The 15,928-nt window shown below is 41.8% G+C and carries 12 protein-coding genes; 7 read left to right on the top strand and 5 right to left on the bottom strand.

All coding sequences use genetic code 11. From position 1 onward, the window contains the following. Positions 1-285: 285 nt before the first annotated feature. From C0V77_RS05840 to C0V77_RS05830, 3 genes are all read left to right on the top strand, one after another. Entirely contained in the window at positions 286-2,337 is a 2,052-nt protein-coding gene (locus tag C0V77_RS05840; protein ID WP_229236216.1) for a prolyl oligopeptidase family protein, read from the top strand. A gap of 61 nt (positions 2,338-2,398) precedes the next feature. Next, on the top strand, positions 2,399-4,447 hold the full coding sequence (locus C0V77_RS05835; protein ID WP_101725382.1) for a lipopolysaccharide assembly protein LapB: 2,049 nt from the start codon (positions 2,399-2,401) through the stop codon (positions 4,445-4,447). Positions 4,448-4,451: 4 nt separating this feature from the next. Beyond that, the gene (locus C0V77_RS05830) at positions 4,452-5,318 is read left to right on the top strand and encodes a class I SAM-dependent methyltransferase (RefSeq protein ID WP_101725381.1); all 867 of its coding nucleotides are present in this window, start codon (positions 4,452-4,454) and stop codon (positions 5,316-5,318) included. Positions 5,319-5,324: 6 nt separating this feature from the next. Here the strand turns inward: C0V77_RS05830 and C0V77_RS05825 are convergent, their stop codons facing one another. The 3 genes from C0V77_RS05825 to C0V77_RS05815 are packed head-to-tail and all read right to left on the bottom strand — an operon-like array spanning position 5,325 to position 8,591. Next, positions 5,325-6,026 carry a glycosyltransferase family 2 protein gene (locus C0V77_RS05825; protein ID WP_101725380.1) on the bottom strand — a complete coding sequence of 234 codons (702 nt, stop codon included), beginning with the start codon at positions 6,024-6,026 and terminating at the stop codon, positions 5,325-5,327. A 37-nt stretch (positions 6,027-6,063) separates the two neighbouring features. Continuing rightward, positions 6,064-7,686, bottom strand: a complete 1,623-nt coding sequence (locus C0V77_RS05820; RefSeq protein ID WP_101725379.1) for a glycerol-3-phosphate dehydrogenase/oxidase — start codon at positions 7,684-7,686, stop codon at positions 6,064-6,066. A 38-nt stretch (positions 7,687-7,724) separates the two neighbouring features. Continuing rightward, positions 7,725-8,591: a geranylgeranylglycerol-phosphate geranylgeranyltransferase gene (locus C0V77_RS05815; RefSeq protein ID WP_101725510.1), complete on the bottom strand. Its 867-nt coding sequence runs from the start codon at positions 8,589-8,591 to the stop codon at positions 7,725-7,727. A 130-nt stretch (positions 8,592-8,721) separates the two neighbouring features. On the opposite strand from C0V77_RS05815, the gene bshA reads away from it, so the two are divergent. Further along, positions 8,722-9,873, top strand: a complete 1,152-nt coding sequence (bshA, locus tag C0V77_RS05810) for an N-acetyl-alpha-D-glucosaminyl L-malate synthase BshA (RefSeq protein ID WP_101725378.1) — start codon at positions 8,722-8,724, stop codon at positions 9,871-9,873. A gap of 68 nt (positions 9,874-9,941) precedes the next feature. Here the strand turns inward: bshA and htpG are convergent, their stop codons facing one another. Beyond that, positions 9,942-11,750 carry a molecular chaperone HtpG gene (gene htpG, locus C0V77_RS05805; RefSeq protein WP_101725377.1) on the bottom strand — a complete coding sequence of 603 codons (1,809 nt, stop codon included), beginning with the start codon at positions 11,748-11,750 and terminating at the stop codon, positions 9,942-9,944. A gap of 285 nt (positions 11,751-12,035) precedes the next feature. On the opposite strand from htpG, the gene epsC reads away from it, so the two are divergent. Further along, positions 12,036-12,845, top strand: coding sequence for a serine O-acetyltransferase EpsC (epsC, locus tag C0V77_RS05800; RefSeq protein ID WP_101725376.1), 810 nt, complete (start codon positions 12,036-12,038; stop codon positions 12,843-12,845). 56 nt (positions 12,846-12,901) lie between these two features. Continuing rightward, positions 12,902-13,774: a cysteine synthase CysM gene (cysM, locus tag C0V77_RS05795; protein WP_101725375.1), complete on the top strand. Its 873-nt coding sequence runs from the start codon at positions 12,902-12,904 to the stop codon at positions 13,772-13,774. A 28-nt stretch (positions 13,775-13,802) separates the two neighbouring features. On the opposite strand, the gene C0V77_RS05790 is transcribed toward cysM, so the two are convergent. Further along, positions 13,803-14,273 (bottom strand): hypothetical protein, encoded by a 471-nt coding sequence (locus C0V77_RS05790; protein WP_143706014.1) that lies wholly within the window; start codon positions 14,271-14,273, stop codon positions 13,803-13,805. A 304-nt stretch (positions 14,274-14,577) separates the two neighbouring features. Between C0V77_RS05790 and C0V77_RS05785 the strand changes: the two genes are divergently transcribed. Then, positions 14,578-15,921, top strand: coding sequence for an FAD-binding protein (locus C0V77_RS05785; RefSeq protein WP_101725373.1), 1,344 nt, complete (start codon positions 14,578-14,580; stop codon positions 15,919-15,921). The last annotated feature ends 7 nt before the right edge of the window (positions 15,922-15,928 follow it).

Below are 15,928 nucleotides of genomic sequence, written 5' to 3'. Positions count from 1 at the left end.
CTGGTCATTCTCCAACTCTTTCTTACCAATGACTGGGCTCATTTTTTATGCCTTCTGCCCAACAATTTTTAAAAAAGATTGTGAACCCATTGCAACGCAATCATAAAATTTCAGGTCTTGCCAGAAAATGGCTTGAGTTTGAGGCCTTTTGTGTGTCCTGAATATGGCCTGAAGAATGGTAATTGGCAGAATATTCTTTACTTTGTAGTATAAAAATCATCTCTTACTATGAATAAACCAAACCAGATACTAACCGCTATTTTTTTTATTTTTCCTTGTTTTGTAATGGCACAATTAAACTACCCGTTAACTCATACGGTTGACCAAAAAGATAATTATCATGGCACAATTGTAGAAGACCCTTACCGATGGCTGGAAGACGACCGGTCTGCTGAAACTGCTGAATGGGTAAAACAACAGAACCAATTATCGTTCTCGTACCTTGAGAAGATACCCTATCGGGAGGGAATCAAGAAAAGATTAGAGAAAATCTATAATTATGCCAAGTATTCGGCACCCAGCCGTAAAGGCGAATGGTACTACTTTTATAAGAACGACGGGCTGCAGAATCAATCGGTTTTATACCGGCAAAAAGGATTAAACGGTGTGCCGGAAGTAGTGCTTGACCCCAACAGTTTATCAAAAGACGGTACAACCCGGCTGGCGCAATTTACACTTTCTAAAGACGGCAGGTATGCAGCTTATGCCTTGTCTAAGGGTGGGTCAGACTGGCAGGATATCTTCATCATGGATGTTAACAGCAAGCAGAATCTTGCCGATAAAGTAGAATGGGTAAAGGTATCTGGCATTGCCTGGCAGGGTAATGGTTTTTACTACAGCAGGTACCCGAAACCGGATGGCAGCGCACTGGCTGCTAAAAATGAGAACCATCAGGTGTTTTATCATAAAATTGGCACAACCCAGGATGCCGATGAACTGGTATTTGAAGACAAGGCTAACCCACAGCGATTTCATACCGTAAGCACTACCGAAGATGAATTGTATGCAGTATTGTATGTAAGCGACAGAGGCAAAGGAAAAGACGGCAATGCGTTGTTTTATAAAGAATCCGGCTCAAAGTCGTTCAAACCGGTTGTGGCAGAGGTAACCGATTTCTCGTATAGCGTAATTGAAAACGTAGGTAAAACTTTGCTGATACAGACGAATAAAGATGCCAAGAACGAAAAAATAGAGAATTTTGATACAGCAAATGGCATCTGGAAATCGGTAGTGGCAGAAAAAACAGAACCGCTGCAGTCGGCAAGTGTTGCAGGTGGAAAGTTGTTTCTTACCTACATGAAAGACGTAACCACCCGCGCTTATGTATATGATGTAAAAGGTAAACTTGAAAACGAGATTAAATTGCCAGGTCTTGGAACTGCCTCCGGCTTTGGTGGCAATGCGGACGACAAAGAAGTGTTTTATACTTTTACTTCTTTCAATTATCCGTCAACTATTTTTAGTTATAATCTGGGCACCAGGCAAAGCGCTGTGTTCCGGGCGCCTGAAGTTGATTTTAAAGCCACTGATTTTGAAACCAAACAGGTGTTTTATACCAGTAAAGATGGTACCCAGGTGCCAATGTTTATTGTTTATAAGAAGGGAATTAAGCTGAACGGACAAAACCCTACGTTGCTGTATGGATACGGAGGCTTTAATATTAGTCTGAACCCCGCTTTTAGTCCGTTGCTTATTCCGTTTCTGGAACAGGGAGGCGTATATGCACAGGCGAACTTACGCGGCGGAAGTGAATATGGCGAAAAATGGCATGAACAGGGCATGAAACTGAAAAAGCAAAATGTATTTGATGATTTTATAGCCGCCGGTGAATACCTGATAGCACAGAAATACTGCGATAATGCCCACCTGGCTTTAAGGGGTGGCTCAAACGGCGGGCTTCTGGTAGGTGCGGTAATTAACCAGAGACCCGAATTGGCCAAAGTTGCTATTCCGCAGGTAGGGGTGATGGACATGCTCCGTTTTCAGAAATTTACCATCGGCTGGAACTGGATTGCCGATTATGGTTCGTCTGACAACGCTGATGAGTTCAAGGTCTTATATGCTTACTCACCATTGCATAATATCAAGTCGGGTGTAAACTATCCGGCTACGCTCATTACCACTGCCGACCATGACGACCGCGTAGTACCTGCACACTCTTTTAAATATGCAGCCATGTTACAGGCAAAAGCCGGCAAAAGCACCACTAACCCGTTGTTAATCAGAATTGATACCAACTCGGGTCATGGGGCAAGCAATACAGCCAAAAATATTGAGCAAATGGCAGATATTTATGCTTTTATCTGGTGGAACATGCAGTCAGTCATTAAACTGTAAATCCATTGCAGCGGGGTGTTCAATCTTCCCGCTGCATACCATACCTATTAAATTGTCTTAAATGAAAAGGTACTTTAACTTACCCTGGCATTATTTCGCTTTAGTTGTTTTGGTTACCTGTATTGTTTACAGCAATCATTTTTATAATGCATTTCATTTTGATGACTTCCACACGGTTGTTAATAACCTGTACATCAGAAGCCTCAAAAACATTCCGCTTTTTTTTAAAGATGCCACTACTTTCAGTACACTCCCGGCTAATCAGGCCTATCGTCCTGTTGTTACCACGTCTCTTGCCATAGATTACTGGCTGGGCAACGGCTATAATCTTTTCTATTTTCATTTGCTTACGTTTATTATATTTCTGGTTCAGGGCTGGCTGATGCTCCTGCTGTTTAAGAAGGTATTCGATGTTTCATCTCAAAGCGGTTATAATTATTTCATTGCTCTGGCTGCCGTAGCCTGGTATTTGCTGCACCCGGCAATGGCCGAGACGGTCAACTATGTGATAGCCCGCTCAGATACCCTGTCAACATTTTTTGTGGTGTTGGCTTTTGTGATGTATGCGCGTTCAGGGTTTTGCCGTAGAACTTTCCTGTATCTTATACCTGTTACAATAGGTGCTTTAGCCAAACCTACGGCTGTTATGTTTGCGCCTATTTTGTTTTTTTATGTCATTTTGTTCGAAAAGAATCTTAGCCTGACCGATTTTTTCAGAGTAAAGCATTTCAGACAAATACTGAATGCCGTTGCCAGAACCCTGCCTGCCTTTGTTGTTTGTGCTTTGCTATATATGTGGATAGACAGATTGACACCTAAAACCTGGGAGGCCGGAGGTACCTCTGCATGGCATTACCTAATTTCGCAGCCTTTTGTAATTGCTTATTATTTTAGTTCATTGTTTCTGCCTGTTCACCTGAATGCTGATACCGACTGGAAAGTATTAAGCAGTATCTGGGAAATCCGTTTTTTTGTAGGGATAGTATTTTTAGCTGTTATGCTGGTGCTGGCAATATGGTTTTCAAAAAATGCCAGAACAAGGCCAATCAGCTTTGGTATTATATGGTTTTTTCTGGCGCTGGTGCCATCTTCGAGTGTGATTCCGCTGGGTGAGGTAATGAACGACCACCGGATGTTTTTTCCATTTGTGGGTTTGATCATGAGCGTGGTTTGGGCAATGGCTTTATTTATGATGCCTTACAAAAACTTTTTTAAAAAGCATACCGGTGCTACCGTTGCAATTTTTGTAGTGGTGCTGCTAGGCTATGGTGCGGGCACTTACCAGAGAAATAAAGTGTGGCATACTGAAGAAAGCCTGTGGTATGATGTTACTATTAAAAGCCCTGAAAATGCGCGTGGGCTGATGAACTACGGTATTTCCAAAATGGGCAAAAATGATTTTGAAACAGCTGAAAAATATTTCAACAAGGCTCTGGTTCTAACACCTGGTTATTATACCCTGCATATAAATATGGGGGTGCTAAAAGAAGCGCAGGGCGATAGCGCCATAGCAGAATCTCACTTTAAAAATGCCTTGCTTTTTAATAACAAAAATGCTGATTCATGGTATTATTATGCCAGGTTCCTGTTTAATCAGGGCCGATACCCGGAGGCCATTCAGGCTTTATTAAACACCAGCAAAATTGCACCCGGATATATTCCTGCCTCTGAGTTACTTATGCGTATATATGACCGCCAGCAGCACTATGATAAACTGCATGAACTTGCTTACGAAACTTTAAAGCGCGTGCCAGGTAATACGGAGGCATTGGTTTTTAAAGCCTCATCAGCCAGACGCCAAAGCAGGCTTAGCTATGAAATGGAGCGCATCAGGTTAGACCCAAGCCCCGAAAAATACCTGAGTTTAAGCTTTAATTATTATTTGGCCGGAGAATTACGGCAGAGTATAAAAATAGCAACAGAGGCTATAAAACTGAGGCCCTATTACCCCGAGGCTTATAATAATATAGGTTCGGCCTATAATGTATTAAAAGAATATGACAAGGCCATCCCTTATTTGCAAAAGGCAGTTGATTTAAGTCCCAATTTTGAACTGGCAAAAAATAACCTGAAAATGGCCGAAATTAAAAAGAATGAAATAAACCGGTAAATAGATGAACCAAGCTACATGCATTGTGTGTGGAAATAAGCAGGATTTAAAATTTGAATTGAGACATAACGTATACCATTGCAGTGTATGTGATTTGTATTCGTCTGATGCCGATTTTGATTTATCGTTCAGGTCTAGTCTCGAAGAGGATAGCCGCGAGATAGGCTTGAAGCAACTCCGATTACATAACTTTCAACTGATTATAAAAGAGTTGAAAGATAATTACTTTAAAAACGAGGCAGCTATTAGCGGACTTGAAATTGGCAGCGGCAATGGCTGGTGGCTGGAAGTTTGCAAAGCCAATGGCATTGATTGTATGGGCATTGAACCGGAAACCACATTTACACCCTACTACAAGCAAAACAACCTGAAAGTAGTGCATGGTTTTTATCCTGATGTAGCTAAAGATTCTTCGGCAGGCTATGATTTTATCATATTTAACGACGTTTTTGAGCATATTACTGATTTAGAAAGCTTGTTGCTGAGCATTAAGAGAGACCTGAAAAAAGACGGAGTTCTGATTGTCAATATCCCAATGAGTAACGGGTTCTTTTATCGGGTTGCCAAAGCGCTTTATTATCTGAAAGTAAAATCATACCTGGAGCGCCTGTGGCAGTTTAGTTTTCATAGCCCGCATATCAATTATTTTAACCCCGTAAATCTGACCGCTTATTTCGACAAATATGGCTTCAGGCTGCTTAAGGATTTCAGACTGGAAACTTTAGATTTTTCGAGCATTAAAGAACGCATTTTGGCAGATAATCAGATAAGCAAGGCAAAAGCATTTGCAATCAGTAATGCGCTTATGTTATTGAAACCTGTTATTAAAAATACTGAAGCTGATATCAGGGTTTTCTTTTTTCGCCAGTAGTAATGGCTATTTTCTTATATAAGCAAAAAACATAGCCAGCGTAACTTTAATCATGTAGTAAATACTTGAAAGTGACCGAATAGAAGACTGGCCACCTTGTCTGTTTTTCATTACCACTGGTATTTCTTCAATATGTAGCCCGGCTTTGGCAAACATAACCAATGATTCAGGCTCAGGGTATTCGTCAGGATAATTCTCTGCGGCAAATGCGATGGCTTGTTTATCAAATAACCGGAAGCCGGAGGTAATATCTACAATGCGCTTACCTGTAAGCAATTGGTTGAGCCTATAAAAATAGGCAATGCCCCTCCTTCTTAGTGCAGACGACTGAAAGCCCTGTTTCAATAAGAATCTGGAGCCTATTACAACATTTGCCCGGGTTTGTTCCTGATGTTTAAGCAGTTTAGATAACTCTGCTGCGGGGTGTTGCCCATCGCCGTCCATCTGCACTGCCAGTTCGTAGCCATTTCTATTGGCATACTTATAACCCGTTTGTACCGCACCGCCAATGCCCAGATTAACAACCAGATTTAAAATTTTAACATCAAATTGTCGGGCAACGCTAATTGTGTTATCTGTTGAGCAGTCATTTACTACAGCTATGTTAATTTCATAAGGCAATTGTAAATGTGTCAGCTCTGTTAGCAGTTGCGCAATTGAGGCCTCCTCATTAAAGCAGGGAATGATTACTAACAGCTTTTTTTTCATTGGGTGGCTAAAACTTGGTTTGCAATGAGGTTTGCTATCAGGTAGTGATGCCGGCATGCTGCATAAAACCGCTTAATAATTGGCGATAATTGTTTACCTCGGCCTGCTTTTGAAGCTCCGTCCATCCCATTGGTTCTGCCATCAGGTCGGCAACAACAGGGGTTAGGTCATAGGTGGTTTTCCAGTCGAGCAGTTCCAGCCTTGTTCTTCTCGCAAAGAAATCGCGCAGGGTGCAAGCCATTTCTACCTGCACTGCATACAATACCTCTGCCTTAATAAACGGATAATCGGTGTGGATTCTTTCTTTGGGTGCATATTTTAAAACTTCTGCAGCCAGTGTACCATATTTTTTAACCAGATGCTGGCAGATGTCTTCGGCAAGCCCATGCACTTTCTGTATGCTTTGCCAGTGCTCAAATTCATATTTCTCTCCACCCGCCAGGTAGTGCTGGTCGGTAGAACAAGGTATGTCGGTTTCCAGAAGCTGGCAGGCATCATCTATGGTATCCTTAGCCATTAGTCGGTAGGTTGTCCATTTACCACCAAGCAGGCTTAGCAAGTTAGACGTTGCATCGTGTTCTACTTCGTGGTCGCGCACCAGTTTTTTTGTGGCTTTAGAGCCTGATGAAGCTATCAGCGGGCGTAATCCGCCAAAACCTGATTTAATGGCTGAACGATCGGGCACTTTAGCCAGATACGGCTCCAGGGTTTCAAGTAGAAAATCAACCTCGCGGCTTATCAGAATGGGCTCGTTGTCAATGTCACGGTATTCATCATCGGTTGTTCCTACCATAACATCGCCTTCAAACGGAATCACAAACACCACACGGCCATCTTTGGTTTTGGGTATCAGCATGGCATCTTTGCTTTTCAGCACATCAGCAGGCAGCATTATGTGTACTCCTTTGCTTGGGCGTAGCCTTTTTTCAATGGCAGGGTTAGCCAATAGCCTGATACTGTCTGCAAACGGGCCAGTGCAGTTAATAAACAGCTTCGATTGAATACTGAATGTTGTATCAGTCAATGAATCCTTTACCAATGCCGACCTTAATTTACCGGAAGCATCCTTTCCGAAACTAATTACCTCGGCATGATTCACTGTAGCAGCACCCTGTAAGTCGGCGCTGTGAGCCAATGCCAGGCAATATCTGGCGTCATCCAGTTGTCCGTCATAATACATAACAGAACTATGCAGCCGTTGGGTAAGGGTGGGCATTCGCTCAAACGTTTCTTTTTTGCTTAGCCATTTGGCTTTAGGAAGCGTATCATTCTTGGCAAAAAAACCGTATAGGGTTAAACCAATAGTAAAATACATACCTTCCAGCCAGCTGAAAACGGGGGTAATCAGAGCCAGCGGATGAGCCAGATGCGGTGCATTTTTTATAACTATATGGCGCTCTTCCAATCCGTGGCGCACCTGCCTTAACTGTCCGAAATCCAGATTCTTAAAAGCCTGCTCTAAATACCTTACGCCGCCGTGTATCAGTTTGGTAGACTTGGAAGAGGTTTCAGCGGCAAAATCGTTCTTTTCTATCAATGCTACTTTAAAGCCTCTCAGAGCCGCATCGAGGGCACAGCCGGCGCCACTGGCACCACCGCCAATAATACAGATGTCAAACTCTTCGCTTTTAATGCGTTCAATATTTTTTTTTCTGTCCATAAGTGTTCTGTTGTATCAAGTCTGGGCTGCTTCTGTTGTCAGACAAATATCATACTGGCTATGCCGCCCATCATAATAATTTTGCAAATTCTGCTTAGCAGTGTAAAATCTTTCTTGCGGTCGGCCCAGTATAGTTTATTTATCAGCCAGGTGAAAACAATGATTGACCCGCTGAAAATCATAATCAGGTATTGATTATGAAGGCTATATGCCATAAAAAACAATATAGACACAAAGCCTACAATAAATATATAAAGCAGTATTTTGGTGCGTCTGATACCCCAAATAATAGGCAGGGTACGGCATCCGTAGCGGGCGTCACCCCTGATGTCTTCCATGTCTTTGATTATTTCACGAATTAAAGAAATAGAAAAAGCAAACAGAGCGTAAATGTTAACCAGCATTTCGTTTTGCTTATAATAGACCGCCAGTACTATGAGCGAGAAAGCAGTAAGAAATGCCACCAGAAAATTGCCGATAAAAGCCTGCCGTTTGAATCTCTCTGAATAAAACCAGAGTGCCGAAACCGCAAATACATTAATCAGGAAAACTTTTAAGCCTAAAAAAAGACCGATGGCTATGCCTATGAAATTAAGTATCTGATGGCTGAGAATAGCCCGGCGCCGTCTAATGATTTTACCGATTATTACCTCACGTGGTTTGTTCACCAGGTCTATTTTAATATCAAAATAATCGTTAATAATGTATCCGGCTGCTGCAATGCAAACCGTAGCGAAAACCAGTAAAAAGTGCTTTAACTCAAAAATGTAGCTCTGCCAGTCTGCTTTTGGCCCTACTAAAAAAATTCTGGCCATATATTGTGTAAGCACAATAATAAGCAGGTTGTTTAAACGAACCAGTCGGAAAAAAGCGGCTATAGTTTTCAGAAACTCAGATTTGTTCATTTTCTCAAAAATACTAAAATAGTTTGAAAGAACTTCTATACTTTCGAAAATCACAAATACTTAATGCACGAGTTTGGGATTTTTTTTGAAAAAAATTGTTGTACTAAAAAAACGGATTTAAACCGCATCTATGAAAATCGGAATTGTTTGTTATCCTACCTTTGGGGGCAGTGGTGTTGTTGCCACAGAACTAGGCAAAGCGCTTGCAAAAAACGGTCATCAGGTACACTTTATTACTTATACGCAGCCAGCCAGACTGGATTTCTTCAATGAGAATATTTTTTACCACGAAGTAAATATTGCCAGTTACCCGCTCTTCCAGTATCCGCCTTATGAGTCGGCCCTGGCCGGAAAGATGGTTGACGTTGTGAAATACGAAAAACTGGATATTCTGCATGTTCATTATGCAATTCCGCATGCTACCTCGGCTTTTCTGGCCAAGCAAATTTTAAAATGCCAGGGTATAAATGTGCCTGTTATTACCACCCTGCATGGTACAGATATTACCATTGTAGGTAAAGACGCCACGCTAGCGCCGGTGGTTACTTTCAGCATTAATGAGTCTGACGGTGTTACCACGGTTTCAGCCGACCTGCAAAAGGAGACATACAACACTTTCCGTGTTAGAAAAGAAATTGAGGTGATTCCGAATTTTGTAGATTTAGAGCGATTCAAGAAACAGAAAAAAGAGCATTTTAAACGCATTATTTGCCCGAACGACGAAAAACTTTTGGTGCATACCTCTAATTTTAGAAGAGTAAAGCGGATTGATGATATAATCAAAGTTTTTGCCAGGCTAAAAGTGCTTACCCCATGCAAGCTGGTACTGGTGGGTGATGGCCCCGAACGTGCTGCTATGGAACAATTGAGCCGCGATCTGGGGCTGGGTGAAGACGTTCGTTTTGTGGGTAAGCTTGATGCCATTGAAGAGGTGCTGTCTGTAGCTGATTTATTTCTGATGCCCTCTGAAAAAGAGAGCTTTGGCTTAGCCGCCTTAGAAGCAATGGCTTGCGAAGTGCCTGTTATATCTACCAATACAGGTGGTTTGCCTGAGCTGAATGTGCATGGCGTAACCGGGTTTTTGAGCAATGTAGGTGATATTGAAGACATGGTGCGCAATGCCTTGTTTATTCTGCAAGATGAAAACCTGCCTCGTTTCAAGGCCAATGCACTGGCACATGCGCAGGAATTTGACATCTCGAACATTGTACCCAAGTATGAAAATTACTACCATAAAATACTACAGGAAACAAAAGAACAGGAAACAAAGGAACTTGTATAATAGATAGCGAAATAAAAAATGCCTCACGGGAAGTTTCTCATGAGGCATTTTTTATATACAAAGTAATTTTAAAGCGCTGAAACAGTTCTTTCAACAAATCTGGTTAAATCACTGCCAGACAACATACCTTGTGCCAGTAGCGCCAGGTCATACAATTGTTTAGCCAATTGTTTTTTGCCTTCTTCATCTGTTGTTTTCAGCAATTTATCTATCAGGGTATGGTTGGTATTTACTACCACATTTACACCCATAGGCATCATGCCAAACATATCGTTCTGGCCGCTCACGCGTGACATATCTTTCCAGCGACGCATAAACTCAGGTTGAATGATAGTTACTGGCATTTCGTCGGTTGGAAGAGACTCTAACTGAACGGTATTGGTGCCAACTATACCCTTAAACAATTCTTCTACCTGTTTTTTCTCGTCTTCATTTAATACGCTTTCTACGTTAAGGCCTTTATCTATCAGTTTTTCAATGCTGTCAGAGTCTACTCGTTTAAAGGTTACTTTTTCAAGTTTCGATTCCAGCGTATTGATAAAGTGTGCGTCAAGCGGCGAGTCTAGTATTAAAACATCATACCCGCGTTTTTTGGCCGAGGCAATAAATGCGTCTTGCTGGTTGGCATCATTTGCATATAAAAATACTGCTTTGCCATCTTTATCGCTTTGGTTAGCCTGTACTTTTTCGCGGTATTCATCTAAAGTAAAATACTGGTTGTCGGCATTTTTCAGAAGTGCAAACTCTTTGGCTCTGTCATAGAATTTATCGTCTGAAATAATACCGTATTTAACAAATATACCCACGCTTTCCCATTTCTCTTCAAAGCCCTGGCGGTCATTACGGAACAGCTCCTGCAGTTTATCGGCTACTTTTTTGGTAATGTGCGAGTTGATTTTCTTTACGTTGCCATCAGCTTGTAAATAACTGCGCGAGACGTTCAGCGGGATGTCCGGTGAGTCAATAACGCCATGAAGCATCTGCAGGAATTCAGGCACGACATCTTTTACATCATCAGTAATAAATACCTGGCGGCTGTATAACTGTACTTTTTCACGGTTCAGCTGAAAGTCTTTCTTAATTTTAGGGAAATATAGCACACCTGTCAGGTTAAACGGATAGTCTACATTCAAATGAATCCAGAAAAGAGGGTCTTCACTGAAAGGGTACAGCTCTTTATAGAAATTTTTATAGTCTTCTTCAGTTAATTCAGAAGGTGATTTTGTCCAGATCGGATTCGGATTATTTACAATTTTACCGTCAAACTCAATTTCAACTGGCAGGAACTTGGCATATTTTTCAAGAATCTGGCTGATTCTGTGATTCTCAAGAAACTCTTCCGAATCTTGTGCCACGTGTAAAATAATGTCAGTACCACGCTCGGCTTTATCGGCTTCGGTAATTTCAAATTCAGTGCTGCCGTCGCAAATCCAACGGGCTGCAGGCTCATCTCTGAAAGACCTGGTGATAATCTCTACGTTTTGAGCCACCATGAAGGCCGAGTAAAAACCTAAACCAAACTGACCGATAATCTGGTTGGTATCCTGAGTATCTTTGTATTTTTCTAAAAACTCCTTAGCGCCTGAGAACGCAATCTGGTTAATGTATTTCTTGATTTCCTCAGCGCTCATTCCAATACCCTTGTCTGAGATAGTAATGGTTTTGGCTTCTTTGTCTATTGATACCGTTACTTTCAATTCGCCTAATTCACCGTCGAACTCGCCCATTGAGGCCAGTTTTTTCAGCTTTTGTGTAGCGTCAACAGCATTAGAAACCAACTCACGCAAGAAAATCTCGTGGTCGGAGTAAAGAAACTTTTTGATGATGGGAAAAATGTTTTCGGTGTTAATCGAAATCGTACCTTTTTCAGCTACCATAATTATCTATAATTTTTAGTTGTTTTTAAACCAATGTTGTGTCAATAACAATTAGTATTCCAACAGTCAATAAACGAGGTGTAGTCTGCCATATTGGCAGAAAACTACCTTTTCTGTGCAGGTTATCGTAGTCAGAAAGTTATATTTCATCGTATTGTCAAAAAAAAACCTATTTTTACTTTCAAGCTTTTTTTGCCAATTTCGTTAGTATCAGGAACAGCAGCCATAATTTGGGTGTTATGCTGTTACTCATAAATCTATCAATCAGGTTTTTAACCCTTGTATATGAACAAGTTTTTCCTTCAACATATATTTGACAAGCACCGCAATACCGAACCGGTAGCGCCAACCAAGGATATTGCCGCCTGGGCCTTACGGATAATCCGGCTGCTTTTTCCCGAGCAAACCAAAGAGTATTTCAGGTCGGAAGAAGAAATTGAAATACAATTTAAAAATCTTGAACTGGAACTGCGGAACATTCTGCTGTCAACGTATCAATGCAAAGATTGCAATCCTGAATGGAGAGCTCAGCAGTTTTTTGAGAGTATTCCGCTGATATATGAAACCCTCAAGACCGATATTCAGGCTATTCTGGAAGGAGACCCGGCTGCCAAAAGCGAGTTTGAAGTAGTGCGTGCCTATCCGGGCTTTTATGCTATTTCTTTTTACAGACTGGCGCATCAGTTGTATTTATTGGACATACCACTTTTGCCACGAATACTGACAGAATATGCGCACTCGAAGACCGGGATTGATATTCATCCGGGTGCCCGGATTGATGCGCATTTCTTTATAGACCATGGTACGGGTGTGGTTATAGGCGAAACAAGTATCATCGGCAAGCATGTAAAGTTGTATCAGGGTGTTACTTTGGGCGCATTGAGTGTCGATAAATCAATGATTAACACCAAGCGGCACCCTACGGTTGAAGACCACGTGGTTATTTACTCAGGGGCCACTATTCTGGGCGGAAGCACCGTTATAGGCAAACATTCAATTATAGGCGGTAACGTATGGCTTACCAAAACGGTGCCTGCTTACTCAACCGTGTATCATAAACCTGAAATAAGGGTAGTAGAACGCGAAACAGTTTAAGTATAGCTACATTAAAATCAAAAAGTACAACATACCTGCACACAAAAGTTTTTGAAATGGCAAGCATTATAGACCTGGTAGGGAATACCCCATTAGTAGAATTAAAAAAACTGAACCCTAACCCAAATGTAAAGATTTACGGCAAGCTTGAGGGTAACAACCCGGCAGGTAGCGTAAAAGACAGGCCTGCTTTAAACATGATTAGAAGTGCAGTAGAAAGAGGCGATATTAAACCGGGTATGAAATTGATTGAAGCTACCAGTGGTAATACCGGAATTGCGCTGGCCATGATAGCCCGGTTGTATGACCTGGAGATTGAACTGGTGATGCCTTCTAATTCTACCCGTGAGCGAACCTTGACTATGGAGGCCTTTGGCGCCAAAGTGGTTTTGCTTGAAAATATAGAAAAATGCCGCGACTACGCCGAGAGCCAGGCTGCTTCGGGGCAGTATCTGATGCTGAATCAGTTTGCAAACCCAGACAATTATCTGGCGCATTACAAAACCACAGGGCCCGAAATATGGCGCGACACCGAGCAGACAATTACCCATTTTGTGAGTTCTATGGGTACTACGGGTACTATAATGGGTACTTCAATGTTCTTGAAAGAAGTAAACCCCGATATTCAGATTGTGGGCTGCCAGCCTACTGAAAACTCTTCGATACCGGGTATCAGAAGATGGCCTGCGGCCTATCTGCCCAAAATATTTGACCCTAAACGTGTTGACAGAGTCATGGATATATCGGAAGCCGAAGCAACTGATATGGCCCGAAAACTAGCCAAAACCGAAGGGATTTTTGCAGGCATGAGTAGTGGCGGCGCAGCTTCAGCGGCTATAAAGCTGGCTAATGAACTGGATAACGGCACGATTGTATTTATTTGTTGCGACAGAGGCGACCGCTACCTGAGCAGTGATTTGTTTGGATGATATTTACAGGGGTTTAACAACCCCTTTTTTATTGACAGGCTTTTTTAGTAAGTGTTTGGCCAATTCTGGCTTTGGTTGGGTCTTTCATTACCAGTTTGCCATTTTTCTCCTCCAGTTCTCCGCTTTTTATGAGTAGTGTGTCGCTATCAATAACAAAAATTTTCTCTTCTAACTGGTTTATGCCTTCAATCATGTAGTCATAGTCGGCAATTATTTCGTTGCCATTTTTCTGGCCTTTTAAGGTGCCTCTGGCGCGGTCTTTTTCCCAGGGTAGCCACTCCATGTTTCCGTTTACGCTATTGCCATCAATAATCAGCCTCACGGTTGTTACGTCTTTTCCAACTATTTCTTCAAAACATAAGGTATCTGCCATAGGTCTGGCAATAGTTACGCTATCAGGGTAAGCAATAGAACTATCGGCCAATTGATTGTCTGAGTTTTCTGACCGGCAACCAAACATGGATATGATAATACTGCAGTAGACGATGGACTTTCTCATAAAACAAGTAATTGTAAGTGAGGACTAAACAAATGTACTGATTATTTGATACTTACATAAAAATATGCAAGGTTCTTTACTGAAATTTAATAAAAAGTATGCCTGCTGTTTATGGTTGAGCGTCGCAATGGCCGACAAACGGTGGGCTGGCTTGTTGGTGTGTGCAAAAACTGATAATTTAATCATTAGACCATGGTGCTTACTATATTAATTATCGGCGGTTTCTGTTTGTATTTGCCAAGCAATTAGGTAACTTTCACCTAAAGTCTGTAATGCTTATTTAGCCGGTACAATACCCTTATTTATGAACAAAAGAACCTTTCTGAAAACCTCTTCGGCTCTGGTAGCAGGTAGTGTTATTACACAATTAAGTGCCTGCCGGGACGCCGACGCCAGAACCAACTGGGCAGGTAATTTAACTTACAGCGCCGATAACCTGCACAACCCTGCTACTATAAAAGAAGTGCAGAAAGTTGTAAAAATCCAAAAGAGCCTGAGAGTTTTGGGGTCGAGGCATTCTTTTAATGCGATTGCTGATAGTGACGAAAATCAGGTGTCTTCAGCAGGGCTGAACAAAATACTGGCTTTAGATAAGGCAGATGCAACCGTAACCGTTGAGGGCGGAATAAAATATGGCGACTTGTGTAAATACCTTGATGACAACGGATTTGCTTTATTTAATTTGGCCTCTTTGCCACATATTTCAGTAGCAGGTGCCTGTGCAACGGCAACACATGGATCTGGTTTGAATAACGGTAACCTGGCTACGTCTGTTATAGGCATAGAATTTATTGACGGACGTGGAAAAGTAGTTAATCTTTCAAAAGAAACAGATGAGGCTTTTAATGGCGCCATTGTAAATTTAGGGGCATTGGGGGTAGTAACCAAACTTACATTGCAATTGCAGCCTGCTTTCAGCATGAAACAATTGGTTTACAAAAACCTGCCTATGGCCGTGCTGGAAAAAAATTTTGAGACCATTATGGCGAGCGGATACAGCGTTAGCCTTTTTACCGACTGGCGCAACAAAAACATTAATCAGGTTTGGATTAAAAGCCGTTGCGAAGCACATGATGATGTAAAAATTGAACCCGAATTTTATGGTGCCAGGGCATCTGTAAAAAATATACACCCTCTGGAAGACCTTTCTGCTGAAAATTGCACTGAACAAATGGGGGTAAAGGGCCCCTGGTATGAGCGCATGCCTCATTTCAGAATGGGTTTTACACCCAGCAGTGGAAAAGAACTGCAGGCCGAATACTTTGTACCTCTACAGTATGGTTATGAGGCCATGATGGCTATTGAAAAACTGCATGAACAAATAACACCGCACTTATTTATTTCTGAGATTCGTACCATGGCCGCTGACAATTTGTGGCTAAGCCCGGGTTATAACCAGGCTTGTGCTATTTTCCATTTTACATGGAAACAGGAAATAGAGACCGTTATGGGTCTTTTACCCTTAATAGAGCAACAACTGGCACCTTTTAACCCAAGGCCGCACTGGGGCAAATTGTTTACTTTATATCCTGAAGTCTTACAATCGCGCATTGCCAGGCTGGAAGACTTTAAAAAACTAATGGCACATTATGACCCGGAAGGAAAATTCAGAAATGAATTTATAAACAAAAACCTGTTTGGTGCCTGATTTTCCG

This window comes from Emticicia sp. TH156 (assembly GCF_002855535.1).
GTDB lineage: Bacteria > Bacteroidota > Bacteroidia > Cytophagales > Spirosomataceae > Emticicia > Emticicia fluvialis.
The sequence above is the reverse complement of the archived record's forward strand: the minus strand, read 5'-3'. Positions and strand labels throughout refer to the sequence as shown.